The organism is Microbacterium sp. Yaish 1, from assembly GCF_002245215.1.
Classification (GTDB): Bacteria; Actinomycetota; Actinomycetes; order Actinomycetales; family Microbacteriaceae; genus Microbacterium.
This window is the reverse complement of the sequence record NZ_NPMR01000001.1, coordinates 1,232,525-1,257,949: the sequence shown is the minus strand read 5'-3', so window position 1 is coordinate 1,257,949 and position 25,425 is coordinate 1,232,525. Positions and strand designations below refer to the sequence as shown.

Genomic DNA, 25,425 nt, shown 5'->3' with positions numbered 1-25,425 from the left:
GCCATGGGCCTCCGACATCGCGCCCGACTATCCACAGGGCGCCGCGGGACCCGAAACTCATTCGAAGTTCACCTCGCCGCCGCGTCCGTCGTCGCCGTCCCAGGCCCGCGACCCGCCGCCCGCGCGCCCCGTCACCGTCAGTCCCAGCGTTCGACGACGGCGAGGTCGCCGGCGACCGCTCCGCCGCGGCGTGCCTCCGCGAGTGTCGCGAGCGAATCCGGACTGTCGACGAAGTGGAGCGCGCACGGGCCCACCGCCCGCTGCCAGTCGTCGGCGAAGGCGCGGATCCGCGGCCCCGACATCCCGAACGCCGTCGGCACCGGCAAGAACTGCGCCGCGCTCGATCGCGACGCTCGCTTCAGCAGCCATCGCACGAGCGGAGTCCGTCCGCCGGCATCCACCTGCAGCAGGAATCGCGGTGTCCGCACCGGACCGAGCAGCTCCGCCATCGCTCCGGCGAAGACGCGCTGCTCGTCGGGGGAGGCGTTCCGCAGGCGCAGTTCGAACTGCTGGATGCCGCTGGCATCCGTCGGCCGTTCGACGATCACCTCGGGCGTCGCGGCTTCGCTCAGACGCCCGGAACGCTGCAATGCGGCCACGACGATGCCCGCGATGCGGCGGTACAGCTCCGGCGCTTCGGCGTGCGCGCGCCGGGAGCGCCACCAGGCGCGGGCGAGCGGCATCCCCACGGCGAGGGTGGCGACCAGCACCGCCGCTCCGACCGCGAGCCCCGCGAATCCCGCCACGCCCGCGCCCACGCCGCCCGCCGCGCCTGCGCCGCCCGCGATCATGAGAGCGAGCGACGCCGTGGCGACGACGCCCGCGGCGGCAGTTCCGGCTCCGAGCGCGGCATCCGCTCGTCCCCGCGTCCGGAACGTCGGCTCGTGCGTGCGCCGCGCGACGGTCGCGTCGATCGACTCCCGGTCGAGGTAGTCCTCGCCGACGCGCCAGAGCGCGCGCGTGCGCTCGCGCGACTCGACGATCGTCAGCCCATCGAGTTCTCGCGCCGAGGGCCGGCCCGACGCGAGCAGACGGCGCTGATCAGCCGTCAGCACACCCGGGACGCCGCGGACGATGCGACGAGGATCGTCGCGGTGCACACCCCAGAGGCGCTCGTGCTTGCGCCCCAGCCGCGACAGGTCGGGGGACGCGTCGATCGGCGACGACGGCGGGAGCATCGCCGTCACGGTCCAGATGTGCGCGACCTTCTCCGGCCAGTCCGGGTCCAGCCGCAGCGCGCGCCCGCGCAGCTGCTGGGTCGCGGGGGCCGTCGCCACCGACGACAGGTCGATGAGCGTATTGACCGCCGGGCAGTCCCATCCCTCGCCGAACAGTCCGCGCGTTCCGACGATGACGTCGAGCTCGCCGCGCGCCAACAGGATCGAGGCGGCGCGGACGAAACCCGCGGCGCCGACGCCCGGTGCAGAGATCTCGGACACCCCTGGATCATCGGGCGCCGCGACCGCGGCGATCGATGGCGGCGATGCCCCCTCGGCGCCGAGGGCGGCCGCCCACGCCGAGAACAGCGACTCGACGTGACGCGTCGCGATGCGCGTCGTCGATCCGGTCACCAGGGCGCAGCGCAGGTCGGCGGTCGCGGCGTCCGTCACGAGGACGTCGAAGGTCCGCATGGCGCCCGCCCGCCCGATCAGTCCGCCGTGGCGGTTGCCGTGCTCGCTGAAGTCCGAGACGACGAGGGCGCGCAGACGCGATCCGATCCGGTCTCGTTCGAGCCGCAGGATGTCGCAGACTGCTCGGTCCTTCGACAGCGAGGAAGCCAGCATGGTGTCGATCGGGTCGCGCGTGCGGCGCAGGCCCCGGTCGGTCAGCGAGAGGCCGAAGTCGGCGAGGGTCGCCCGGATCCGCTCCCACCGTTCCCGGGCGGCCGGATCGGGGAGGATGCGGTCGAGCGCGAACCGGCCCAGCAGCCGCAGCGACTCCTCGGTCGTCGGCGTGCGCCGCGCCGCGACCGGAAGGCGATCGACGAGCGGGTGATCGGGATGGACCGTCGCGAGCATCGCCGCGGCAGCCTCGGATCCGGCGAAGTCATCGGCGAACGCCCGCGACAGCCGGATGTCGGCGCGGTCCTTCTCCGCACCGCGCGCGGGCGGGGGAGGGGGTGGCACGAGGGGCGCGGCCGGCGACTCGCCGTCGCCGGCGGCATCCGTCGACGGCTGGAGCATCCTCACGAGGTGATCGGCCCCGTCGCCGTGCGCGAACGTCGAGCGGAGGAGCACCTCGAGCCCCGTCGCTGCTCCCGTCAGGAATGCGAGCTCGTCCGTCGTCGGCTCGACGAACCGCACGTGTTCGCGGTAGGGAGCGAGATTGCCCTCGCGGACGACCGCGGGGATCGGAACCTCGTAGTCGACGTCCCCGAGAAGTGACGTGTAGTTGTCGTAGGCGTTGCCGTCGTCGGGAGAGGGGAGCGTGGCGGTCAGGCCGATGACGAGCGGGGAACGCCCCGCTGCGCGCAGCCGTGCCACGAGCGCCGCGACCACGAGCGCCCAATGGTCGAGCAGGTGATGGCACTCGTCTAGCACGACGGTGTCGACGCCGTGGTCGACGAGGCGCTCGATCAGCGCGCGAGCATTCGGATGCAGCGCGCGCGACAGCGCGTCCGGGTCCTCCTGAGCGATGCGGCGCCGCAGCGTGCGGGAGCGCCGCGCGATCCCGGCTGCGTACGCGCGGCGGTTGCCCGAGCGGAGAGCGTCGAGCCAGGCGGATGCCGCATCCGTCGACCGGCCGTCCGCCTCGAGCTCGTGCCGCCAGCGCTCGTGCGCCAGCGCGGCGAGGGGGTTCTCGCCGTCGAGCACGCTGAGCGACTGGTAGGTCAGCGCGGTCAGCTCGCTCGGGGCGTCGCCGGCGGTCGAGACATCGGCGGCGTCCGGTGCCAGGCGCCGCGCCTCGGCGGCCCACTGGTCGCGGATCGTGATCGTCGGAGCGAGGACGAGCGTCCGGGTTCCGCGCCGCATCGCCAGCAGGAGGCCGAGCAGAGTCTTGCCCGAGCCCGGCGGTGCGACGATGTGCAGCGGGTCCGGGCCGGAGGCATCCACGCGTTCGAGCGCATCGGCCTGGTAGTGCCGCAGTCTTCCGTGGAAGACCCAGCGCCGAAGGGGAGCATCGACCTCCGGCGGCATAGCGGCAGTATGTCAGACCTCGCCGACGCGGCATCCCGGCGCCTCCGGACGGGGCGCACGGTCAAGGCGACACGCCGCCGCGTGCTAGACTGACTGTTTGTCTGCGCGCACTCCAGCACGCAGTACGTACCCACTCCCCATCACATGCCCGAAACGGCCGGATGAGGCGCGGGTGCAGACAAGGGATCTTGGGTGGCACCGTCCGGTGTCACGGTACTAAGGAGAATCACTATGGCAGCAGTGTGCCAGGTGACCGGAGCAGTTCCCGGCTTCGGTCACAACATCTCGCACTCGCACCGCCGGACGAAGCGCCGCTTCGACCCGAACGTGCAGAAGAAGACCTACTACGTTCCTTCGCTCGGTCGCAAGATCACGCTGAACGTGTCGGCTAAGGGCATCAAGGTCATCGACGCCCGCGGCATCGAATCGGTCGTGAAGGACCTCATCGCGAAGGGTGTGAAGCTCTAATGGCGAAGAAGGCTCAGGACGTCCGTCCGATCATCAAGCTCCGTTCGACCGCCGGTACGGGGTACACCTATGTGACGCGCAAGAACCGTCGCAACAACCCCGACCGCATCGTGCTGAAGAAGTACGACCCGGTGATCCGCAAGCACGTCGAATTCCGAGAGGAGCGCTGATCTCATGGCTAAGAAGAGCAAGATCGCGCGCAACAACCAGCGTGAAGAGGTCGTCGCCCGCTACGCCGAGAAGCGTGCCGAGCTGAAGAAGACCCTCGTCGACCCGAACGCGACCGACGAGGCCCGCGAGGCCGCCCGCGTCGGCCTGCAGAAGCTCCCGCGCAACGCGTCGCCGGTTCGCGTCCGCAAGCGCGACGCGATCGACGGTCGCCCCCGTGGACACCTCTCGAAGTTCGGCATCTCGCGCGTCCGCTTCCGCGACATGGCGCACAAGGGCGAGCTGCCCGGTGTGACCAAGTCGAGCTGGTAAGCGGCCTGCAACACAGCGCCGAAGCCCCCGCCCCGATTCGTCGGGACGGGGGCTTCGTCGTTCCCGGCCGTGCCGGGCTGTGCCCGGGCCGGAGTGTGCGGCGCAGTTCGGCTGTGCCGTCGGTGCCGTCGACAGGCTGAGCCCCGGGATCCGGCTGCTGCGGGGCGCGCGAGCCCCGCTGAGCCTGTATTCGGCACGCAGTCCGCCGGTTCGGGCCGCCGGTTCGGGCGCCTCGGCTCGGCTGGAGTTCGGCATGCCCCGCCGGCCCTGGCCCACCCCGGCCTTGCGCACCCCGACCCAGTCCGGCCCACCCCGGCCGTGCCTGGCTCACCCCGCCCCGGCCCGGGGCCGTGAACAGGCTGGGCGTCGCCACAACCGTCGGCGGGGCCCACCGGGTGGCTTCGAGCCTGCGTTCGGGACGGGTATCCGCGCCAACGGCTACGGTCGGAGCATGGACATCAGCTCGATGATCATGGGCGGCGCGATCGCGTCGGTGATGTGGATCGTCTTCGTGCCCTGGTCGAAGCTCCGGCGGTTGCGCGAGCTCGACGAGCGCACTGAGCGCGCGGACGGAGACTGACCATGCCGTTGGATCCGTTCTTCGCGGAGCGGCTGCGCACGCACCGGCGCTACCTCCTGCGGCAGGCCTGGCGTTCGGTCACGTCAGCGGTGGCCGAGCGGATGCCGCGGATCCCGCGATCTCCGGCCGCGGAGGGCGTACCGGGCACGGCCCCCAGCCCAGCCCCCGCCCCCGTCCCGGCCCCGGCCCCCACCCCCGCCCCTGCGAAGCCCGCGGGCAAGCGCCCGCTCACGCCGCGCGAGCGTCACCGCAAGGCCGCGCTCGCCTGGGACCGCCAGGAGCTCCGCACAGTCGGAACGCCGGGCCCCGCGATCGAGACGTCCGAGCACGTCGTCCCGGTGCCCGGCTACCCCGACGTGCGTGTGCGGGTCTACCGTCCGAGCACCCTCGTCGCCGGCGAGCCCGCGCCCGCGTGCCTGGTCCTCGGCGGCGGCGCCTTCCGTATCGGCGGCATCGACTACCCGACGGCGGATGCCGCGTGCCGGCGCCGTGCCGAGGCATCCGGTGTCGTCCTCGTCGCGGTCGACTACTCGCTCGCACCCGAGCACCGCTACCCGACCCAGATCGAGCAGGCGTACGCCGCGTGGGAGTGGCTGCACGGCGAGGCGGCGACGCTCGGCGTCGACCCGGACCGCGTCGGCATCTCGGGGTCGTCGGCGGGCGGCAACATCGCGGCGGTCCTGACCCTCATGAACCGCGATCGGGCGCGGCTTCCCGTCGCGGCGCAGATCCTCGAGGTGCCGGTGACCGACCTCACGGGGCGATTCATCGATCTGCGCGCGACATACGCCCTCGGCATCCCGGCGTTCATCGCCGTGCGCGAGCTGGTCTCGGTCGCCCGCACGTATCTCGGCGACCGCTCGCGGGCGCACGAGTCCTACGCATCGCCGATGCGTGCCGACTCGCTCGCCGACCTGCCGCCGGCGGTGATCCTGACCGCGGAGTACGACCCGCTGCGCAGCGACGGCGCGGCTTACGCCGCGAAGCTGCGCCGCGCCGGCGTCGAGGCGAGCGCGACCCGGTATCTCGGGGTCACGCACGACACCCCGATCTTCGTCGGAGCGCTTCCCGCGGCACGGCGGTGGGAGGCCGAGGTCGTCGCGGCACTGCGCCGGATCTGACCGTCGAGCCGACCCCGGCGACCCCGCGCGGACGTCACATTGGTCCCACGGGCCCCGAAAACGGGCGACACGCCGGGTGAAAGCACCCCCGGATGCCGGTAAATCCGCGAAATTCCGCGGAATCCGCGTATATTCGGGACCGGTCGAACGACCAACCGCGGGACGCGAGTCCCCCGGGAACCACCCACGCTGTCGGCGGCGCGTCCGTCGTCCGCCGTCTGGAGGACAACCCTATGGCTGACAAGTCCATCACCAAGACCGAGCTCGTCGCGAGCATCGCCAGCGCCACCGGTCAGAGCCAGGCCGCCGTCTCGGGCGTGCTCGACTCGCTCTTCACGACCGTCTCCGAGGCCGTCGCCAAGGGCAGCAAGGTCTCGATCCCGGGCTGGATCGCCTTCGAGCAGGTCGACACCGCCGCTCGCACCGGCCGCAACCCGCAGACCGGCGAGGAGATCAAGATCGCCGCGGGCAAGCGCGTCAAGGTGACCGCCGGCTCGAAGCTGAAGGCCGCCGTCAAGTAATCGACGACGATTCACCGGAGGGGGATGCCGTACGGCATCCCCCTCCGTCGTTCCCGCCGCGCCCGCCTGGGACCTCGAGGCTGAGAGGCTGAGAGGCTGAGAGGCCCGGGGTGTCCGGCCGCCGTAGGCTGGTGGGGTGGAATCCCGAGCGCAGCGTCTCGCCGGACCGGCGATCCTCGCTGTGTCGGCTCTCATCGTCGTCCTCATCGGCCTCGCGGCCGGTGGCGGCGCCGCCCCGCTGCAGCTGCTCGACCCCGGACCCATCGTCCGGTGGGGTCTGCCGATCATCAAGCTGCTCGTCAATCTGGCGGCAGCCGGCATGGTCGGATCCCTCGTCGTGGCCCTGTTCGCCCTGCGCGCGGGGGAGCGCCCGTTCGAGACGGCCCTCGACACCGCGTCGATCTCGGCGGCGATCTTCACCGTCGCGAGCGCGGGCACCGCGTTCTTCACCTTCCTCAACCTGCTGGGCGCAGCCCCCAGTGCCAGCGCGGAGTTCGGCCAGCAGCTCGGCCGGTTCCTCGTCGACACCGAGGCCGGGCGCGCCTGGCTGCTGACGACGATCGCCGGCGCCGTGCTCACGGTGCTCACGTTCGCCGTCCGCGGCTGGACCTCGACGCTCATCGTCGGCATCCTCGCGGCGGCATCCCTCATCCCGATGGCGACCCAGGGGCACTCCGGCGAGGAGGCGAACCACAACATCGCCGTCACCGCGCTCGCCCTGCACATCGTCGCCGCCGCGGTCTGGCTCGGCGGCCTGCTGCTGCTCGTCATCATCCGGCCCGTCGTCGAGCGGGCCGACATGGTCGCGATCGTGTCGCGCTACTCGAGCATCGCGCTCGTCGCCTTCATCGTGGTCGCGGTCTCGGGAACGGTCCGCGCCGCCGTCGCGATCCTCTCGCCCGCCAACCTGCTCTCGCCATACGGCGCGCTGCTGCTTGTCAAGGTCGTCGCCCTCATCGCGATGGGCGTCCTCGGCGCCTCGTATCGCGGCCGGCTCATCACCAAGCTCGCCTCGTCGGGCGCGGCGCGGGTGTTCTGGCTGCTCGTCACCGTCGAGATCGTCTTCATGGGCATCGCGAGCGGAGCTGCCGCCGCGCTCGCGCGCACGCCTCCGCCCGTCGACACGACCCTTCCCGAGCAGCAGACACCGGCCCAGATCCTGACCGGCACCGTGCTGCCTCCCGAGCTGACGATCGACCGCTGGTTCACGATGTGGGATGTCGACCTGCTCTGGGTCTTCGCCGTCGGCTTCGGCCTGTTCTTCTACCTCGCCGGTGTCCGGCGCCTGCGCAAGCGCGGCGACCGCTGGCCGATCTACCGGACGGCGCTGTGGGTCTTCGGCCTGCTCCTGCTGCTGTGGGTCACCAGCGGGCCCATCAACGCCTACCAGGACTACCTCTTCAGCCTGCACATGGTCGGGCACATGCTGCTGTCGATGGCGATCCCGTTGTGCCTCGTGGCGGGGGCGCCGGTGACGCTGGCGGCCCGCGCCATCCGCAAGCGCGACGACGGGTCGCGCGGCGGGCGCGAGTGGATCCTCTGGGCCGTGCACACCCCGTTCTCGCGCGTCGTCACGCACCCGGCGTTCGCGTCGATCATGTTCATCGGCTCGCTGTGGGTCTTCTACTACACCGACCTGTTCCGCTGGTCGCTGTACGACCACATCGGACACGAGTGGATGGTCGTCCACTTCCTCATCTCGGGCTACCTGTTCGTGCTGTCGCTGATCGGCATCGACCCGGTGCCCTACCGGCTGCCGTACCCGTTCCGCCTCCTCACTCTCATCGCGGTCATGGCGATGCACGCCTTCTTCGGCATCGCGATCATGATGTCGTCGGGGATGTTCGCGGCGGAGTGGTTCGGGTCGATGGGCCGAACCTGGGGGCCGACGCCGCTCGAGGACCAGTACATCGGCGGCGGCGTCGCCTGGTCTGTGGGCGAGATCCCCACCCTGATCCTCGCGATCACGGTCGCGATCCAGTGGAGCCGATCGGATGACCGGATGCAGCGCCGCCGCGACCGTCAGGTCGACCGTGCCGGCGACACCGAGCTCGAGGAGTACAACGAGCGCCTCGCCGAGCTCGCCCGCCGCGACGCGGCGCGGAGCCGCTGACCGCGCTCAGCCCTGGTCGGCCGACACCTGGATGGATGCCGTGCCGTCGGGCAGGATCGTGATCGTGCCCGTCAGGAAGAACTCGACGTCCTCCGACACCTTGTTGAGCCGCCCGTCGTAGATCGAGCGGATGTCGACGTCGATGTGGGCGACGGCGCGGGTGCTCGGGATGGCCCACTGCGCGCCGTCCGGCACGACCTCGATCTTCGGGTTCTCCGCGATCGACCACTGCGGAGCGCCCTCGACGCGGTTGCGGACGAAGTACCCGAACGGGCACCCCGTCGGCTGCAGCACCTGCTGCGTCGCGCACGACGCGAGGAACTCGTCGACGCGGTCCTGCACGACCTCGACGAACTCCGGAGTCGGCTGGGTCTGCAGATCGACGGGGACCGCCTTCTGCGGAGCATCGGAGAGCACGGCCACCCCGGGCGTCTGCGCCGTCGGGGTGTCGACCGAGATCGAGTAGGCGCCGGGAGAGAAGACGAGCATCGAGACGGGCACGAGCGGGTCGGCATCCACGCCCTCGGGTGCGACCTGGCGGGTGTCGAGCTCGAAGCCGTTGACCTGGAACCGGGTGGCTCCTCGCACCGTGAGGTCGATCGCCGAGAGCGGGCTGTGGGCGAAGCGCCACGCCGGGGCGATGCCGATCCAGCCGTCCTGCTCGACGTCGAACTGGGTGCGGCCGCGGTGACCGTTCGCGAGGTAGGTCACGGTGATCTCGGTGACGTCGCCGCGTACGCGCTCGCCGATCACCGAGACGTCCGACAGGGGTGCGAGGGCAGCGCGGCGCAGCAGCACCTCGGATGTCGTCGTCGGCAGTTCCGCCGCGGCGAGTTCGGCCGAGTCCATCGCGACGCCCGGCAGGCGCAGCGCGTCGGCGGCGCTGCCGCTGCTCAGCAGCGACAGGTAGCGCTCGACGAATGCCGCGGGACTGTAGAGCGTGCGGTAGACGGCGACACCGCCGACACCCAGCGCACCGAGTGCGAGCACCGAGAGGAGCCCGATCGCTGTGAGGTCGAGGGCGAGCCGGCGACCGCTGCGTTCGCCGCGCCGGCGACCCCGCCCCGGGCGGCGGACGCCCTCGGGCGCGCTCGACTCATCGTCGCCGGTCGCGGCGTCCGGAGTCGTCTGCGCCTCGTGCACAGCACAAGTCTAGGAAGGCTCACCTGTGGCTACCATGAATCGGTGACCTTGCCGCCTCTCTCCGCTGAGCAGGAGGCACTGTTCCGCCGGATCGAGACGACCCGCGACCACGTCTTCGTCACGGGGCGAGCCGGTACCGGCAAGTCGACGCTGCTGCAGCACCTCGCGTGGAACACCGACAAGCAGATCGCCATCTGCGCCCCGACGGGCGTCGCCGCCCTCAACGTCGAGGGGCAGACGATCCACTCCCTCTTCCGGCTGCCGATCGGTCTCGTCGCCGACAGCGAACTCGAGCAGTCCGAACCGACGCGCCGCATCCTCAACGCGATCGACACGCTCGTCATCGACGAGATCTCGATGGTCAACGCCGATGTGATGGATGCGATCGACCGGTCGTTGCGTCAAGCCCGCCGGCGGCGCTCCGAGGCCTTCGGCGGCGTGCAGATCGTCATGTTCGGCGATCCGTATCAGCTCTCGCCGGTGCCGCCGCGCGGCGACGAGCTGAAGTACATCCGCGACCATTACCGCTCGTTCTGGTTCTTCGACGCGCAGGTGTGGGCGGGGCCCAAGGCGGATGCTGGCGCGATCCGCTCGGACGGGCTGCTCGACCTCGGACGCGTCGGTGCTCCGCTGCACATCGCGGAGCTCGGCGAGATCCACCGTCAGGCGGACGCGGGCTTCAAGGAGATGCTCAACGCCGTCCGGTACGGCGTCGTCACGGCGGACATCGCCGCGGCCCTCAATGCGGCGGGAGCCCGCACGCCGCCGCCTCCCACCGGCGACGAGCCGCCCGTCATCACTCTCGCGACGCGCAACGATGCCGTCAACCGCATCAACCAGCGGCATCTCGACGCCCTCACGGGGCCGGTGCAGACGGCGAAGGCCGACGTGAGCGGCGACTTCGGGCGGGGCGAGACGTCGTACCCGGCCGACCCCGAGCTGCAGCTGAAGGTCGGCGCCCAGGTGATGTTCCTCCGCAACGACGTCGCGGGCTACGCCGGTGACGGCCCGCGCTGGGTCAACGGCTCCATCGGAACCGTCACCCGCATCGCCGGGTCATCGGTCCGCGTGGAGCTCGACGGTGAGGAGCACGACGTCGAGCCCGCCGTCTGGGAACGGTTCCGCTACGCGTACGACCCGGGCTCGCGCAAGCTGACCCGCGAGATCGTGGCGGAGTTCACGCAGTTCCCGCTCCGGCTGGCCTGGGCGGTGACGATCCACAAGTCGCAGGGCAAGACCTACGACCGCGCGATCGTCGACCTCGGGTCGGGCGCCTTCGCGCCGGGGCAGACCTATGTCGCGCTCTCGCGGCTGACCTCGCTCGACGGGCTCTACCTGTCGCGACCGCTCCGCCCCAGCGACATCCTGGTCGACCACGACGTGCGGCGTTTCATGGCCGCCGTCCGCGCCGCCGGCATGTGAGAGGCGCCGTCACGCCCCGCGGGAATCAGGCGACGACGGATGCCGCGCGCGCGGCCTTCGCGTCGGCGAGGTCGGTGAACAGGTCGGTGTTGAACTGGTACGCGACGAGCACCTCGTCGATCACCCGCTGCTGCTCGGCCTCGTCCCAGGGAGCGGCGTCGAGCTGTTCGCGGTAGCGCTCCTTGAACTCCGCCGGATCGGCGATGTCGCCGAAGATGTAGAAGCCGATGCCGTTGGTCTCGAAGCCGAACTGGCGGGCCATCAGCTTGCCGATGAACAGGCCGCCCGACAGGTCGCCGAGGTAGCGGGTGTAGTGGTGCGCGACGAAACCGCCGGCCCAGGTGGCCCCGACCTCGTTGATGCGGGCGACGTAGCGCTCGGTCGTCGGCAGCGGCGTGATCCGCTCGCGCCAGTCGGAACCGATCAGGAACTCGAGGTCGGCCTCGAGCGCGGGGAGCCGGGTGAGCTTGTCGCTGATGAACGTCGCGGCGACCGGGTCGGCGGCCATCCGGGATGCCGCGTCCTCGAGCGCCTCGTAGATGAACCAGTGCTGCGCGACCAGGGCGACGTAGTCGTCGCGGGTGCCCTTGCCGCGCATGAGGTCGGACATGAAGCCGGCGCCTTCGCTGCCGGAGTGCGCAGAGCTGGAGCGCTCGCGGAGAGCGGTCGAGAAGGGGATCGGTTCGAGCATGGCCCGACGATAGCACTTAGGTACAGCTAACCTGAAGGTTTCTCGCCGACCTCTTAACGAATCCGTAACGCTCAGTCGTGCGGGCGAGGCTCCACGCCGAGTCGCGCGCAGGCCTCGTCGTACAGCGCGACGATCTCCCGGCGCACCTCGCGGCGCTCGGTGATGGGGCCGCCGGGCCACGCCACGCGGAGTTCCCGGGTGCCGCCGTCGGCCCGAACCGCCTGCCAATCCCCGCCGTCGCCGTCGAAGTGCGTCATCGTCGCCGCCGCGGCATCCGGTTCGCCGAACGCGCGCGCGATGAGCAGGTTGTCGTCGCGGTGATCGTCGTTCATGTGACCGAGCACGCCCGAGATGGCGTCGGCGTCGAAAACGTGTGTCATGCGTCCACCCTAGGTTCGCGGGATCCTCAGGAGCGGTGTGATTCACTGGAGGCATACATCTCGGGGGGTGGCTCAGGAATGCGTGCGACTCGACGCCGTCGAAGCGCGGGGATCGCCGTTGCGGTCGCGCTCGCGCTCGGTCTTTCGGCGTGCGCGCCCGCGAGCGTCGGCAGTGTCCCCGTGCCCCCGCAGGCCGACGGTGAGATCGGCGGCGACACGCAGGCGCAGCTCACCGCCGCGGTCGAGCGTGCGATGGCGATGACCGGCTCGGCCGGTGCGATCGCGGGCGTCTGGGTGCCCTGGTCGGGCCAGTGGGTGCAGGGCTTCGGCACCAACCCCGACGGAACGGATGTCACCGCCGAGGACTCGTTCAAGGCCGGACCCGTCACTCGTGCGATGACGTGCGACGTGCTCTACGGCATGGCCGCGGACGGCACCGTCGAACTCGACGACCCCGTGACCCAGTGGATCGTCGGATTCCCCGCGACCCCCGTCGTCACCCTCGAGCAGCTGTGCGACAGCACGTCGGGCCTCGGGTCGTACCAGCCGCGTCTGCAGGGCCGGTGGGAGGCGAACCCGGCGCGCCCGTGGGCTCCGCACGAGCTCCTCGCCTACGGCCTGGCGGCCTCGGGTCCGACGGGCGGCACGTCCTACGTCGACTCGGATGCCGGGTATGTCCTCCTCGGCATGGCCCTGGAGCGCGCCTCGAACAGCACCGCCGCGGAGCTGTTCCAGCGCTACGTCTTCGAGCCGCTCGGCATGGCGGCCTCCTCCCTGCCCTCGCGCACCGCGGACGTCGGCCTTCACGGCACGCAGTCCGTGCTGACGCCCGAGGGGACGCCCGACTGCTCGACGGCCGCGGACCTCACCGCGCTGTCTCCCTCGGCCGGGTTCACGGCCTCGGGCGTCGTGACGACGGCCGCCGACCTCGGCCGCTATGCCCGCGCGCTCGCGACGGGGCTGCGTCCGTTCGACGACGACCAGCGTTTCGGCTCCCCCATCCCGACGGGCGAGGGTGTGCCGACCTGGTACACCGTCGACGGCGGCGCCTATCAGGCAGGAACCCTCATCGGGCAGTACGGCTCGATCCCGGGCTACCAGACCGTGGCCTTCGCCGATCGCGAGACGGGCCTCACGGTCGTCGCCGTGCTGAACAACTCCCGCGCTTCGGCCGAGGCGATCCGCGTGCTCGGGTGGCAGCTCGCCGCGATCGCGTCGAAGGCTCCCGCAGCCTCGGGCGAGACCGCGCCGCCGGCGGGTCTGCCCTGGACGCCCGAGCAGATGGACGGCGACCTCGCGTCGGTCGCGATCTGCCCGCTTCCCTGAGGCGGCCCCGAGCCGCTCGGTTCGACGCCCGCTGTGTTTCGCGGATGTGAAGAATCGGCCGGATCGCGTGACGATCGTGTCACACGGCCCTCCCCGCCGCGCTCACCTCGGTAGAACGGATGCAGCGTGATCGTGCAATTGCACATTGCACCGTGATGTTGTTTTATGGACAGCACTCGACGCAATGGAGCAGAGAAAGGGAAGGTCCACCGATGACCACCACCAGGAGATTCGCCGGCATCCTCGCCGCGGGAACGGCCATGGCACTCGCCCTCACGGCGTGCGCCGGTGGCGGCGGTTCGCCGCAGCAGACCGGTACCGACGGAACGCCGCAGACCGGCGGAACCGTCCACATGCTCCAGAACGCCGACTTCTCGTACCTCGACCCCGCCCGCGGCTGGGACGGCGGCGTCAACGCGTTCTACCGTCTGCTCTACCGGGGCCTCACGATGCAGGCCGCCGGCGACTCCGACGACCCGAACGCGATCGTGCCCGACCTCGCGACCGGTCTCGGCGAGGTGTCCGACGACGGACTCACCTGGACCTACACGCTCAAGGACGACCTCTTCTTCGACAACGGCGACCCCATCACCTCCGCCGAGATGGAGTTCGGCATCTCCCGCGCGTGGGACCCGCAGATCGGCATCGGCTCGCCCTACCTGAAGTCCGTCATCGATGCGCCCGCCGATTACCAGGGCCCGTACGTCTCGGGGGACCTGCCGACGATCGAGACCCCCGACGAGAAGACGATCGTCTTCCATCTCAAGGCGCCCTTCCCCGAGTTCGACAACGTGCTCGCTCAGCCCAACGCGGTGCCGTTCCCGGTCGGCTCCGGCGGCGGCGACGAGTTCATCAACGACGTCATCGCGTCGGGGCCGTACACGCTCGACTCCTACACCCCCGGCAGCACCATCAAGCTCGTGCGCAACGAGCACTGGGAGCCCGAGACCGACGACGTCCGCAAGGCCTACCCCGACCAGTGGCAGTTCGACATCGGCATCGACGGCGCGACGATCGACGAGCGCATGATCGCCGGGCAAGGCGCCGACCAGAACGCGATCGCGGGCAAGATCGCAGGCGCCACGCTGCCCCGCATCCAGACGCCGCAGCTCCAGGAGCGCGCGATCACCGCTCCGGCGTACTGCACGACCTACATGTCGCTCAATACGTCGAAGCCGCCCTTCGACGACGTACGCGTGCGTCAGGCCGTCAACTGGGCTCTCGACCGCGCCAGCATCCAGAACGCGTCGGGCGGAAACCAGCTGGCGGATGTCGCGACGACGATCATCCCGCCGGCCGTCAGCGGACACCTCGACTACGACCTGTACCCGTCAGACGACAACACCGGCGATGTCGACGAGGCGATGGCGCTGTTGGCGGAAGCCGGGCTCGGCGACGGGTTCGAGTTCATTCTCGACATCCGCTCGAACCCCGTCGCCCAGGCGCAGGCCGAGGCCGTGCAGCAGGGCCTCGAGCGCATCGGTGCGACCGTGAAGCTCAACGTCATCGACACCTCGATCTACTACGAGACCATCGCGACGCCGTCCCAGCAGAACAACGCCGCGATCACCGGATGGTGCCCCGACTGGGCCTCGAGCGCCAGCACGTTCATCCCGCCGCTGTTCGACGGCGCGGCCATCACCGAGAAGGGCAACCAGAACCTCGCGCAGCTGAACGACCCGGCCGTCAACGAGCGGATCGCCGAGATCCGCGCGATGACCGACGTGGACGCCGCCAACGAGGCGTGGGGCGAACTCGACAAGCAGATCATGGAGCTCGCTCCGATCGCGCCGATGGTCTTCGAGAACGGCATCTTCCTGCCGGGGTCGAACATCGCCGGCTACATCCCCAACACCAACATGACCGACCTCACGATCGTGGGTCTCAAGGACCCGTCGAAGGGCTGACATGACCTTCAGCTCGGCCCCCCTCGAGGTCGAGGCCACGCCGGGCGGTGATTCCCCTCTCGACGAGTCGGTGGAATCCCGTCCGGCGTCCGGCCGGAAACTCCTCCGAGGCTTCCTCACCGATGTGCCCGCGATGCTCTCGCTGGCCTACATCGTGCTCGTGCTGCTCATGGCGGTGTTCGCGCCCCTCATCGTGCAGATCAGCGGCTGGTCTCCGTACCAGTTCGACCAGAGCGCGATCGACCCCAACATGGGCGCGATCCCGATCGGGCCACTCGGCGGCATCAGCGCCGAGCACTGGTTCGGCGTCGAGCCCGGCAACGGCCGCGACATCTTCGCCCGGATCGTCTACGGCGCCCAGGTCTCGATGACGGTCGCGCTGTCGGCCACCCTCCTGACCACGGTGCTCGGCGTCGTGCTCGGGATGCTGGCCGGGTACCTCGGCGGCTGGGTCGACACGGTCATCTCGCGGGTCATGGAGTTCCTCATGGCCTTTCCCGCCCTCATCTTCATGATCGCGATCCTGTCGGCGCTACCGGCGGACAACCGCGTGCTCCTGCTCGTCGTCGTCATCTCGCTGTTCGGCTGGCCCTACCTCGCCCGCATCGTGCGCTCGCAGACGCTCTCGCTCAAGGAGCGCGAGTTCGTCGAGTCCGCTCGCGCCTCGGGTGCGTCGAGCGTGCAGATCATCTTCCGCGAGATCCTGCCGAACCTCTCCTCGACCATCATCGTGATGGCGACCCTCGCGGTGCCGGGATACGTCGGCACCGAGGCCGGGCTGTCGTTCCTCGGCGTCGGAGTGGTCCCGCCCACGCCGAGCTGGGGTCAGATGATCGCTTCGGCGGCCCCCTGGTATGCCGTCGACCCGATGTACTTCCTCATCCCGGGCGCCTTCCTCTTCCTCCTGGTGCTCTCGTTCACGACCCTCGGCGACCGCATCCGCGCGCTCGTCGGCAGCGCGGAGGTGCGCGCGTGACCCGCTTCGTCCTCTCGCGCGCGACCGGCATGGTCGTCGTGCTGTTCCTCGTCACGCTCTTCACGTTCGTGATCTTCTTCGTGCTCTCGCCCGACCCTGCGGTGCAGATCTGCGGCAAGAACTGCACGCCCGAGCGCATCGACCAGATCCGCGCGAACCTCGGGCTCGACCAGCCCTTCCTCACGCAGTTCTTCACGTACCTCTCGGGCCTGTTCGTCGGCCGTGAGTACGAGATCGCCGGCGCCACGGTCTCGTGCGGGGCGCCGTGCCTCGGCTACTCGTTCCAGACCGGGCAGCTCGTGGGCGACATGATCGTGCAGCGCCTGCCGATCTCGGCGACGATCGCGATCGGCGCGGCGGTGCTCTGGCTCGTCGGCGGTGTCGTCGGCGGCGTCCTCAGCGCCGTGCGCGAGGGGAAGTTCACCGACCGGTTCGTGGCCGGACTGACCCTCGGGTCGATGTCGATCCCGAACTACGTCCTGGCCCTGGCCCTGCAGTTCGTCCTGGTCGTCTCGCTCGGATGGCTGCCGTTCCCGCAGGCGGTGCCGTTCGCCGACGATCCGGTGCAGTGGTTCCTGAACTTCCTCATGCCCTGGATCGTGCTCGCGGTCGGATACGCCGCCGTCTACACGCGTCTGACCCGGGCGAACGTCATCGACACCCTGCAGGAGAACTTCGTGCGCACCGCGCACGCGAAGGGGCTGCGACCGAGCCTCGTGTGGCGCCGCCACGCGCTGCGCCCGGCGCTGACTCCGATCGTCACGATCTTCGGGATGGACGTCGCCGGTCTCCTCGGCGGCGCGGTGATCACCGAGACCGTCTTCGGCATCAACGGCGTGGGCAAGCTCACCGCCGACTCGATCTCGTCGAACGACCAGCCGGTGATCATGGCGGTGACGCTGCTCTCGGCGTTCTTCGTCATCGTCGGCAACCTCGTCGTCGACCTGCTCTACGCGGCGATCGATCCTCGCGTGCGAACGGCGGCGAAAGCATGAGCGGCGAAAGGATGCCGATGACGGACGACCTCCTGCGCGTCGACGACCTGACGGTGCAGTTCCGCACCGCCGGCGGCACCGCCCGCGTCGTCGACGGCCTGAGCTTCGCGATCCCGCGCGGCGGTGCGCTCGGCATCGTCGGCGAGTCGGGCTCGGGCAAGTCGATGACGAGCCTCGCGATCATGGGGCTGCTGCCGAAGGGGGGAAGCGCGTCGGGCGCCGTCACCTTCGACGGACGCGATCTGCTGACCCTCCCCGGCCGGGAGATGCGGCAGGTCCGTGGCGATCGGATCGCGATGATTTTCCAGGACCCCCTGTCATCGCTGAATCCCTATTACACGGTCGGCACGCAGATCGCCGAGGCGTACCGGTCGCACCGGTCGGGCGTCTCGCGCCGCGAGGCCCGCCGGGTCGCGATCGAGGCGATGGAGCGGGTGCACATCCGGGATGCCGCGAAGCGCGTCGACCACTACCCGCACCAGTTCTCGGGCGGGATGCGGCAGCGCATCATGATCGCGATGGCGCTCAGCATGGAGCCGGAGCTGATCATCGCGGATGAGCCGACCACGGCCCTCGACGTGACGGTGCAGGCGCAGATCCTCGATCTGCTCGCCGAGATCCGCCGCGACACGGGCGCCGGGCTCATCCTCATCACCCACGACCTCGCGGTCGTCAGCGAGGTGACGGAGCAGATCGTCGTCATGCGAGCCGGTCGCATGGTCGAGCGGGGCAGCGTCGAAGGGGTCTTCAGCGACCCGCAGGAGGAGTACACGCGGCGACTGCTCGACGCCGTGCCCCGCATCGACGACGCGATCGGCGAGCTGCGCACGACCGACATCGCGATCGTGCCGGACCACGAGATCGACCCGGACCGCGAGATCGAGGAGGAGCCGGCATGACCGACCAGACCACACCGCTGTGCCGTGCGACGGGCCTCGTGAAGGAGTTCGCGAGCCCGGGCGCGACGATGTTCTCGCGCAGCAGCCGATTCCGCGCCGTCGACGGCGTCGACCTCGACATCCGGCGGGGCGAGACCCTCGCCCTCGTCGGCGAGTCCGGCTCGGGCAAGTCGACCGCCGCGCGACTGATCGCTCGTCTCATGGACACGACGGCGGGGACGATCGAGTTCGAGGGACGGGATGTCACGCACCTGCAGGGGCGCGACCTCCTGGCGTTCCGCAGCGACGTCCAGGTGATCTTCCAGGACCCGTACTCGTCGCTGAACCCCAAGCACACCGTCGAGCGACTCGTGACGGCGCCGCTGCGGTATCAGAACCGGAAGATCCCGGGTGGGGCGCGCGCGTTCACACGGTCGCTCATGGACCGGGTGGGGCTCAATCCCGACCATTCCGACCGCTATCCGGCGCAGTTCTCGGGAGGTCAGGCGCAGCGCATCGGAATCGCCCGGGCGCTCGCGGTCGGCCCGAAGATGGTGATCTGCGATGAGGCCGTGTCGGCGCTCGACGTCTCGGTGCAGGCGCAGGTCATCAACCTGCTGACCGCGTTGCAGCGCGACGAGGGCTTCGCGTACCTCTTCATCGCGCACGACCTCGCCGTCGTGCGCCAGATCGCCACGCGCATCGCCGTGATGAGCCGCGGTTCCATCGTGGAGACGGGGGAGCGCGACCGCGTCTTCGAGAGCCCCCAGCACGAGTACACTCGCACGCTGCTCGCCGCGGTGCCCCGCATCAACCCCGAGTGGGACCGCCGCCGGCGCGCCGCCGAGAGGGCTCGCCGGGCCCGCGCGGCAGCCGCGGCATCCGATACCCAGACGGAGGCGTCATGACGAACGAGTACCACCTGCCCGGCATCCGCGTCGCGGAACGTCGCATCGCCGTCCCGCTCGACTGGAGCGGCGGCACGGCCGCGGCGGGCACGATCGAGCTGCTCGTCCGCGAGCTCGTCGATCCCGACCGGGCGCGCGACGACCTTCCGCTGCTCGCGTTCCTGCAGGGCGGGCCCGGCGGGGCGAACCCGCGGCCGCTGCGCCGCGACGGGTGGATCGACGAGGCGCTGCGGGACTACCGCGTGGTGCTCGTCGACCAGCGCGGCACCGGGGGCAGCACGCCCCTCGAAGCCGTCGACGTCGCGGGGCTCGACGCCGCGGCCGGCGCGGACCTCCTCGCCCTCCACCGGGCCGACTCGATCGTCCGCGACCTCGAACACGTGCGCGAGACGCTCTACGGCGGGCGGCGGTGGGCGACACTCGGGCAGAGCTACGGCGGCTTCCTCACGCTCACCTACCTGTCAACGGCGCCCGAGGCGCTGACCGCCTGCTACGTCTGCGGCGGCATCCCCGGCACCCCGCCGCGCGCGGCCGAGGTCTATGCCCGCACCTTCGATCGCGCTGCGGCGAAGACGGCTGAGCTCTATCGCCGATTCCCCGAGGACGCCGAGGCGATCGCGCGCATCGCCGACCGCCTCGCCGAGGGCGACGTGACGCTCCCGGACGGCGACGTGCTGACCGTGCGCCGCTTCCAGTCGCTCGGGATCGACCTCGGGATGAAGCCCGGCCACGAGCGCCTGCACTGGCTCGTCGAGAAGGCCTTCGCCCGTCCCGGCCGGCTCTCGGAGGCGTTCCTCGCCGATGTGCAGTCGCTCAGCTCCAGCGCCGGCAACCCGCTGTTCTGGACTTTGCAGGAATCGATCTACGGCGACCCGAGCAGCGGGCCGACCGCGTGGGCGGCGCAGGCCGAGCGCGACCGTCGTCCCGAGTTCGACGAGGACCGGCGGCCCCTGCTGTTCACGGGCGAGATGGCCTTCCCCTGGATGTTCGACGAGGTGCGTCTGCTGCGCGGGTTCCGGGATGCCGTCCATGCGCTGGCCGGCCGCGACGCCTGGACGCCGTTGTACGACCTCGACCGGCTCGCCGCGAACGACGTGCCGCTGGCGGCGGCGGTGTACTTCGACGACATGTACGTCGATGCCGGGCTGCAGCTCGACACGATGTCGCGCATCGGCAACGCGCAGTCGTGGGTGACGAATGAGTTCGAGCACGACGGCATCGGCTCCGGTCGCACGTTCACGCGACTGCGCGAGCTGGTCCGAGACCGCGGAGGAGAGAAGCGATGACCGCTGCCGACACCACCCGTCCGCCCTACGCGGGCACGCGGTACCCGCGCCTCGCGCAGGTGCCGGCGTTCACCGAGTTCGTCTCGCGCGACTGGGCCGACGTGCCGACCAGACCGCACCTGCCCGCGGGCGCCGCGGCCGCGGCATCCGCTCATCGCGATCGCCTGAGCGCTGCCCTTCCCGGGCACCCGATCGTGGCGGCGGCCGGTCACGCGCCCGTCCGCAACGACGACGCGCACTACGGCTTCCGCGCCGACAGCGGCTTCGTCTGGCTGACGGCGTGCCAGGTCGAGGGTGCCGTGGTCGTGCTGTGGCCCGCCGCCGGGGGACATGACGCCGTGCTGTACCTGCCGCCGCCGTTCCGCCCGGGCGACGCCGGCTTCTTCTCGGACGCGAACCACGGCGAGCTCTGGGTCGGGCCGTCGGCCGGCCTGCCGGAGTGGGCCGACGCGCTGGGCATGACCGTCGAGCCGCTCGCTGCGCTCGAGCGGCGCCACGGCGAGCTGCGCGGCGCCTGGGCCGCGCGTTCGGCGGCAGCGCTCGCCGCCGAGGTCGGCGCGGAGGTGTCGGCCGAGCTGGAACGTGCGCTCGCCCGCCTGCGCATGGTGAAGGACGACTGGGAGATCGGGCAGCTCCGTGCGGCCGTCGACGCGACGGTCGCCGGTTTCGGCGCGGTCGTGGCCGAGGTGCCGCGAGCCATCGCCGACGGCCTCGGCGAGCGGTGGCTGCAGGGGACGTTCGACCGGCACGCCCGCACGTTCGGGAACGGGCCCGGCTACTCCACGATCGTCGGGTCGGGAGCGCACGCGCCGATCCTGCACTGGGTGCGATGCGACGGCGACATCGTGCCGGATGCCGCGCTGCTGCTCGACATGGGTGTCGAGGCCCGGTCGCTCTACACCGCCGACGTGACCCGCACGGTCCCCGCGAGCGGAACGTTCTCGCAGACGCAGCGCGCCGTGCACGACCTCGTCGAGAAGGCGCACCGCGCGGGACTCGACCGCATCCGTCCGGGCGTGGCGTATCTCGACTTCCACTTCGCCGCGATGGAGGTCGTCGCGCAGGGCCTGCACGACTGGGGGCTGCTGCCGGTCTCGGTCGACGAAGCCCTGTCGCCCGAGGGCCAGCAGCACCGCCGATACCTCGCCTGCGGGATCGGCCATCACCTCGGTCTCGACGTGCACGACTGCAGTCAGGCGTATTACGAGGACTACATGGGCGCGGCGCTCGAGCCGGGCGTCGTCATGACCGTCGAGCCGGGCCTGTACTTCCACGCGCATGACCTCACGCTGCCGTCCGAGCTGCGCGGCATCGGCGTGCGCCTCGAAGACGACGTGCTCGTGACCGGCTCGGGCTCGGAGGTGCTGTCGGCGGCGCTCCCGATCTCCGCCGCCGAGGTCGAGGCGTGGACGCGCGCGCAGTGGGCGGGCGAGCGATGACGGATGCCGCACCCCGCGCGCTGCCGTTCCCCTACGGGGCGGTGCGACTGAAGCCGACGAGCGCGTTCGCGCCGGCCCGTGACCGCATGCTGCACCTCGCCCGGGTCTACCCGATCGACCGGCTCCTCGCGGTGTTCCGTGCGGGTGCCGGGCTCGACACCCGCGGCGCGGAGCCTCCGGGCGCGTGGGAGGGCTTCGGCCATCCTGCGGAGGAGCCGTGGGGCGAGCACGACTATCCCGGTCGTGAGGCTGCGCAGACGGCGAACCTGCTGCGCGGGCACTACACGGGCCATTTCCTCTCGATGCTCGCGCTGGCGGCTGCGGGCGAGGACGACGACGAGCTCCGGTCGCGCGTGGACGAGCTCGTGGGCGGCCTCGCCGAGGTGCAGCAGGCGCTCGCCGCCACCGGGCGATACTCGCACCCGGGCCTTCTCTTCGCGTCGGGGGAGTGGCAGTTCGCACGGCTCGAGCATCTCGCCCCCTACGGCGAGATCTGGGCCCCGTACTACACGTGTCACAAGCTCATGGCGGGCCTTCTCGACGCGTACGAGCTCGCGGGCAACGAGCAGGCGCTCGAGGTCGTCACGGGCATGGCGCACTGGATCTCGGGGCGACTCGAGAAGCTCGATCACGACCACCGCCAGCGCATGTGGTCGCTCTACATCGCGGGCGAGTTCGGCGGCATGAACGAGACGCTCGCGCGGCTCAGCGCCATCGCCGACGAGCCGCGCTTCCTCGCGGCGGCGCGGGCGTTCGATCAGGCAGACCTGCTCGACGCGGCATCGTCGGGGCACGACATCCTCGACGGCATGCACGCCAACCAGCACCTGCCTCAGCTCGTCGGTTACGTGCGCGAATACGAACTGACCGGCGAACGCCGGTATCTCGCCGCCGCGATCGGCGTCTTCGACCAGGTCGTCCCGGGGCGGATGTACGCGCACGGCGGCACCGGGGAGAACGAGCTCTGGGGCCCGCCGCGCACGGTCGCCGGCGACATCGGCCGGCGCAACGCCGAGACCTGCGCGACCTACAACCTCGTCAAGCTCGCCGAGGCGCTGTTCACTCATACGCTCGCGCCGCGCTTCCTCGACTACGCCGAGCGGGCGCGGCAGAACCACATCCTCGGCTCGCGGCGCGCGGTCGACTCCGACGACAGTCCCGAGGTGACGTACATGTTCCCGGTGCATGCCGGGGCGCTGCCCGAGTACGACAACGTCGGCACGTGCTGCGGCGGGACCGGGCTCGAGAACCACGTGGGTCACCAGGCCGGGATCTTCTTCCGCGGCACCGGCGCGGAGCCCGCGCTGTGGGTCGCCCGCTACACGCCCGCCGAGCTGCGCTGGGGTGAGCGCGGGATCCGCGTCGACATCGACCAGGATCATCCCTTCGCCGATCGCGTCACGCTCCGGGTGCGGACGACCCAGGCCCGCCCGGTGCCGCTGATGATCCACCTGCGCATCCCGGAGTGGGTGGCCGGCTCGGCCGAGGTCGCCGTCGATGGACGCCGGATCGAGTTCGACGCGCGCCCGGGCGGTGTCGTCACGATCGACCGTGCGTGGCAGGGCGATGAGCGCATCGAGCTGACGCTGCCCGCCGCGCTCCGCTCCGAGCCGACGATCGACGATCCGGAACTGCGCAGCCTGCGCTACGGGCCGCACGTGCTCGTCGCGCGTGACGAGTCGACGACGACGATCGAACGAGCGTGGAACGCCCAGCGGATGCCGGGAGGCGCGACCCGTGCCGATGTCGCCGATGTCTCGGCGGCGCTCGCGGCGACCGGCGCGGTGCCGATCGCCGGGCTTCGCCACGAACCGGTCTGGAACGGCTCCGACGAGCGGTACCACCTGTATTCGCGAGGCGCAGACCGGACGATCGGGTTCGCGGGCGTCGAGACGGGGGTGCCCGCGCGGCGACGGGCCGACGGCACCACACTGGTCGACGTCCTGTGGGCCGAGCCCGCGCCGCGGGACGACGCCGAGCTGCTCGACCGCCTCGTCGCGGTGTGCCGAGCGGGGATGACGGAGAATCTGCTGAGCGGGTCCGAGGCCCGGGTCGTCGTCGCCGCCGGGCTCGCGGCCGGCGATGGCGCGCCGGGGTTCGCGGAATCCGCCCGGCGTGCGCGGGAGTTCCTCGCCGAGACCGCCGCGCTGCCCGATGCCGTCATGCCGCCGGACATCGAGATCGCCGTGTCGCCCGCGCCGGCGGCGTCGGGCTGGTTCACCGCGCCACCGACCGTCGAGGTGCGGGCATCGGGAGCCGTGCGCGTCGAGCTGCGCCTCGACGATGATCCGTGGCGCGCGGCGGACGGCCCCGTCGTGGTCGATCGCGAGGGCCTCGTGCGGCTCGAGGCGCGCGCGATCGACGAGCAGGGGCGGTCGAGCACCGCGCGACGAGAACTCGCGATCGACACCGAGCCCCCGCGGAGTGAGGCGCGGATGACGCAGCTCGGCGCCGCCGTCGAGATCACGCTCGTCGCCACCGACGACGTGTCGGGGGTCGACGCCATCCGATGGCAGGGCGAGGGGACGTTCTGGGCCACGTTCCAGGAAGCCTTCGTCCGCGCCCTCACGGATCGCGAGCAGGTGATCGAGTTCGCCGCGACGGATCGGGCGGGCAACGAAGAGGCGCGTCACCGACTCACTCTTCCGCCCGCCCCGAAAATGGATACCATTGCAATTGCACTGACACCGGCGCCTGACATCGCCAGATCGGAGAACGACACATGACCGACCGCAAGCCCTGGCACGGCGTCAACCTCGCGACCACGCTGCCGTTCCGTGACGACCTGTCCGTCGACTACGACGCCTATGCCGAGCTCGTGCGCTTCACGACGCAGAACGGCGTGACCGGCATCATCCCGAACGGCTCGCTCGGCGAGTATCAGACGCTCACCGAGGAGGAGCGCAAGCGCGTCTTCCTCACCGCCGTCGAGGCCGCGCCCGATGCCGCCGTCATCCCGGGCGTCGGCGCCTACGGCGCTCTCGAGAGCGTGCGCTTCGCCGAGCACGCCGCCGAGAACGGCGCGCCGGCCGTCATGCTGCTGCCGCCGAACGCCTACCGGGCGAGCGACGACGAAGTGGTCGACCACTATCGCCGGGTCGCCGCGGTCGGCCTGCCGATCCTTGCGTACAACAACCCGATCGACACGAAGGTCGACCTGCGTCCCGACCTGCTCGCGCGGCTGTTCGCCGAGGGGCTCATCGTCTCGGTCAAGGAGTTCTCGGGCGACGTCCGTCACGCCTACGAGATCCGCGAGCTCGCGCCCGGCCTCGACATCTCGATCGGATCCGACGACGTCGTGTTCGAGCTGGGCCTCAACGGCGCCGTGGGCTGGGTCGCCGGCTACCCCAACGCGATCCCCGCGTCGACGGTCGAGCTCTACACGCTCTCGACCTCCGACGACCCGCGGGACTGGGTGCGGGCGCGCGAGATCTACCGCGATCTGCACCCGCTGCTGCGCTGGGACTCCAAGACCTGGTTCGTCCAGGCGATCAAGCTCTCGCAGCAGGTCGCCGGCGTGCTCACGAACACGACGACGCGTCCGCCGCGCCTCGCCCTGCCCGACGAGGTCGCCGCGCGTATCATCGCCGACACCGAGGCCGTGCTGAGCAAGGGCTACCGCTGACCCGCGGCATCCGTCCCCGCTGAACCCGC

Annotated in this window: 22 protein-coding genes; 18 read left to right on the top strand and 4 right to left on the bottom strand. The window is 70.9% G+C overall.

Annotated elements, in window-relative coordinates:
- Positions 1-137: 137 nt before the first annotated feature.
- On the bottom strand, positions 138-3,137 hold the full coding sequence (locus tag CI089_RS05930) for a DEAD/DEAH box helicase family protein (RefSeq protein WP_094260664.1): 3,000 nt from the start codon (positions 3,135-3,137) through the stop codon (positions 138-140).
- Between the two features lie 231 nt (positions 3,138-3,368).
- Here CI089_RS05930 and rpmB point away from each other — a divergent pair, with 231 nt between their 5' ends.
- From rpmB to CI089_RS05900, 7 genes are all read left to right on the top strand, one after another.
- Positions 3,369-3,605, top strand: coding sequence for a 50S ribosomal protein L28 (rpmB, locus tag CI089_RS05925; protein ID WP_005051771.1), 237 nt, complete (start codon positions 3,369-3,371; stop codon positions 3,603-3,605).
- Complete coding sequence (gene rpmG, locus CI089_RS05920) at positions 3,605-3,775, top strand: 50S ribosomal protein L33 (protein ID WP_005051772.1); 171 nt, start codon at positions 3,605-3,607, stop codon at positions 3,773-3,775. The genes rpmB and rpmG overlap by 1 nt, the downstream gene beginning before the upstream one ends.
- A gap of 4 nt (positions 3,776-3,779) precedes the next feature.
- Positions 3,780-4,085 (top strand): 30S ribosomal protein S14, encoded by a 306-nt coding sequence (rpsN, locus tag CI089_RS05915; protein WP_023953697.1) that lies wholly within the window; start codon positions 3,780-3,782, stop codon positions 4,083-4,085.
- Positions 4,086-4,536: 451 nt separating this feature from the next.
- Complete coding sequence (locus tag CI089_RS16565; protein ID WP_256977545.1) at positions 4,537-4,665, top strand: hypothetical protein; 129 nt, start codon at positions 4,537-4,539, stop codon at positions 4,663-4,665.
- A gap of 2 nt (positions 4,666-4,667) precedes the next feature.
- Positions 4,668-5,786, top strand: coding sequence for an alpha/beta hydrolase (locus CI089_RS05910; protein ID WP_094260663.1), 1,119 nt, complete (start codon positions 4,668-4,670; stop codon positions 5,784-5,786).
- A gap of 233 nt (positions 5,787-6,019) precedes the next feature.
- Positions 6,020-6,307, top strand: coding sequence for an HU family DNA-binding protein (locus CI089_RS05905; protein WP_036304753.1), 288 nt, complete (start codon positions 6,020-6,022; stop codon positions 6,305-6,307).
- Between the two features lie 136 nt (positions 6,308-6,443).
- Positions 6,444-8,420, top strand: a complete 1,977-nt coding sequence (locus tag CI089_RS05900; protein ID WP_094260662.1) for a cytochrome c oxidase assembly protein — start codon at positions 6,444-6,446, stop codon at positions 8,418-8,420.
- A 6-nt stretch (positions 8,421-8,426) separates the two neighbouring features.
- On the opposite strand, the gene CI089_RS05895 is transcribed toward CI089_RS05900, so the two are convergent.
- Positions 8,427-9,563, bottom strand: coding sequence for a hypothetical protein (locus CI089_RS05895; protein WP_256977544.1), 1,137 nt, complete (start codon positions 9,561-9,563; stop codon positions 8,427-8,429).
- A gap of 42 nt (positions 9,564-9,605) precedes the next feature.
- Here CI089_RS05895 and CI089_RS05890 point away from each other — a divergent pair, with 42 nt between their 5' ends.
- Positions 9,606-10,985 carry an ATP-dependent DNA helicase gene (locus CI089_RS05890; protein WP_036304754.1) on the top strand — a complete coding sequence of 460 codons (1,380 nt, stop codon included), beginning with the start codon at positions 9,606-9,608 and terminating at the stop codon, positions 10,983-10,985.
- Between the two features lie 25 nt (positions 10,986-11,010).
- On the opposite strand, the gene CI089_RS05885 is transcribed toward CI089_RS05890, so the two are convergent.
- Both CI089_RS05885 and CI089_RS05880 read right to left on the bottom strand, forming a co-directional pair.
- Complete coding sequence (locus CI089_RS05885; RefSeq protein ID WP_094260661.1) at positions 11,011-11,676, bottom strand: biliverdin-producing heme oxygenase; 666 nt, start codon at positions 11,674-11,676, stop codon at positions 11,011-11,013.
- Between the two features lie 71 nt (positions 11,677-11,747).
- Positions 11,748-12,056, bottom strand: a complete 309-nt coding sequence (locus tag CI089_RS05880; RefSeq protein ID WP_094260660.1) for a DUF2470 domain-containing protein — start codon at positions 12,054-12,056, stop codon at positions 11,748-11,750.
- A gap of 78 nt (positions 12,057-12,134) precedes the next feature.
- On the opposite strand from CI089_RS05880, the gene CI089_RS05875 reads away from it, so the two are divergent.
- The 10 genes from CI089_RS05875 to CI089_RS05830 all read left to right on the top strand — a co-directional run bounded on the left by CI089_RS05875 (position 12,135) and on the right by CI089_RS05830 (position 25,396).
- Entirely contained in the window at positions 12,135-13,382 is a 1,248-nt protein-coding gene (locus tag CI089_RS05875; RefSeq protein ID WP_094260659.1) for a serine hydrolase domain-containing protein, read from the top strand.
- Between the two features lie 212 nt (positions 13,383-13,594).
- On the top strand, positions 13,595-15,289 hold the full coding sequence (locus tag CI089_RS05870) for an ABC transporter substrate-binding protein (RefSeq protein WP_094260658.1): 1,695 nt from the start codon (positions 13,595-13,597) through the stop codon (positions 15,287-15,289).
- Between the two features lies 1 nt (position 15,290).
- Entirely contained in the window at positions 15,291-16,265 is a 975-nt protein-coding gene (locus CI089_RS05865) for an ABC transporter permease (RefSeq protein ID WP_064955761.1), read from the top strand.
- Positions 16,262-17,260 carry an ABC transporter permease gene (locus tag CI089_RS05860; protein ID WP_094260657.1) on the top strand — a complete coding sequence of 333 codons (999 nt, stop codon included), beginning with the start codon at positions 16,262-16,264 and terminating at the stop codon, positions 17,258-17,260. Before CI089_RS05865 ends, CI089_RS05860 begins: the two co-directional genes overlap by 4 nt.
- Before the next feature lie 17 nt (positions 17,261-17,277).
- Positions 17,278-18,159, top strand: coding sequence for an ABC transporter ATP-binding protein (locus CI089_RS05855; RefSeq protein WP_094260656.1), 882 nt, complete (start codon positions 17,278-17,280; stop codon positions 18,157-18,159).
- Positions 18,156-19,046 (top strand): ATP-binding cassette domain-containing protein, encoded by an 891-nt coding sequence (locus CI089_RS05850; protein WP_094260655.1) that lies wholly within the window; start codon positions 18,156-18,158, stop codon positions 19,044-19,046. The genes CI089_RS05855 and CI089_RS05850 overlap by 4 nt, the downstream gene beginning before the upstream one ends.
- Positions 19,043-20,332 carry an alpha/beta fold hydrolase gene (locus CI089_RS05845; RefSeq protein ID WP_094260654.1) on the top strand — a complete coding sequence of 430 codons (1,290 nt, stop codon included), beginning with the start codon at positions 19,043-19,045 and terminating at the stop codon, positions 20,330-20,332. Before CI089_RS05850 ends, CI089_RS05845 begins: the two co-directional genes overlap by 4 nt.
- Entirely contained in the window at positions 20,329-21,771 is a 1,443-nt protein-coding gene (locus tag CI089_RS05840) for an aminopeptidase P family protein (protein ID WP_094260653.1), read from the top strand. The genes CI089_RS05845 and CI089_RS05840 overlap by 4 nt, the downstream gene beginning before the upstream one ends.
- Entirely contained in the window at positions 21,738-24,497 is a 2,760-nt protein-coding gene (locus tag CI089_RS05835) for a glycoside hydrolase family 127 protein (protein WP_256977543.1), read from the top strand. The genes CI089_RS05840 and CI089_RS05835 overlap by 34 nt, the downstream gene beginning before the upstream one ends.
- The gene (locus tag CI089_RS05830; RefSeq protein WP_094260652.1) at positions 24,494-25,396 is read left to right on the top strand and encodes a dihydrodipicolinate synthase family protein; all 903 of its coding nucleotides are present in this window, start codon (positions 24,494-24,496) and stop codon (positions 25,394-25,396) included. Before CI089_RS05835 ends, CI089_RS05830 begins: the two co-directional genes overlap by 4 nt.
- The last annotated feature ends 29 nt before the right edge of the window (positions 25,397-25,425 follow it).

Coding starts and splice junctions, on each gene's coding strand:
- CI089_RS05840 (WP_094260653.1), top strand. CDS start 20,329: ATGACCGCTGCCGACACCACCCGTCCGCCCTACGCGGGCACGCGGTAC.
- rpmG (WP_005051772.1), top strand. CDS start 3,605: ATGGCGAAGAAGGCTCAGGACGTCCGTCCGATCATCAAGCTCCGTTCG.
- CI089_RS05845 (WP_094260654.1), top strand. CDS start 19,043: ATGACGAACGAGTACCACCTGCCCGGCATCCGCGTCGCGGAACGTCGC.
- CI089_RS05875 (WP_094260659.1), top strand. CDS start 12,135: ATGCGTGCGACTCGACGCCGTCGAAGCGCGGGGATCGCCGTTGCGGTC.
- rpsN (WP_023953697.1), top strand. CDS start 3,780: ATGGCTAAGAAGAGCAAGATCGCGCGCAACAACCAGCGTGAAGAGGTC.
- CI089_RS16565 (WP_256977545.1), top strand. CDS start 4,537: ATGGACATCAGCTCGATGATCATGGGCGGCGCGATCGCGTCGGTGATG.
- CI089_RS05905 (WP_036304753.1), top strand. CDS start 6,020: ATGGCTGACAAGTCCATCACCAAGACCGAGCTCGTCGCGAGCATCGCC.
- CI089_RS05930 (WP_094260664.1), bottom strand. CDS start 3,137: ATGCCGCCGGAGGTCGATGCTCCCCTTCGGCGCTGGGTCTTCCACGGA.
- CI089_RS05855 (WP_094260656.1), top strand. CDS start 17,278: ATGACGGACGACCTCCTGCGCGTCGACGACCTGACGGTGCAGTTCCGC.
- CI089_RS05850 (WP_094260655.1), top strand. CDS start 18,156: ATGACCGACCAGACCACACCGCTGTGCCGTGCGACGGGCCTCGTGAAG.
- CI089_RS05870 (WP_094260658.1), top strand. CDS start 13,595: ATGACCACCACCAGGAGATTCGCCGGCATCCTCGCCGCGGGAACGGCC.
- rpmB (WP_005051771.1), top strand. CDS start 3,369: ATGGCAGCAGTGTGCCAGGTGACCGGAGCAGTTCCCGGCTTCGGTCAC.
- CI089_RS05830 (WP_094260652.1), top strand. CDS start 24,494: ATGACCGACCGCAAGCCCTGGCACGGCGTCAACCTCGCGACCACGCTG.
- CI089_RS05885 (WP_094260661.1), bottom strand. CDS start 11,676: ATGCTCGAACCGATCCCCTTCTCGACCGCTCTCCGCGAGCGCTCCAGC.
- CI089_RS05865 (WP_064955761.1), top strand. CDS start 15,291: ATGACCTTCAGCTCGGCCCCCCTCGAGGTCGAGGCCACGCCGGGCGGT.
- CI089_RS05880 (WP_094260660.1), bottom strand. CDS start 12,056: ATGACACACGTTTTCGACGCCGACGCCATCTCGGGCGTGCTCGGTCAC.
- CI089_RS05910 (WP_094260663.1), top strand. CDS start 4,668: ATGCCGTTGGATCCGTTCTTCGCGGAGCGGCTGCGCACGCACCGGCGC.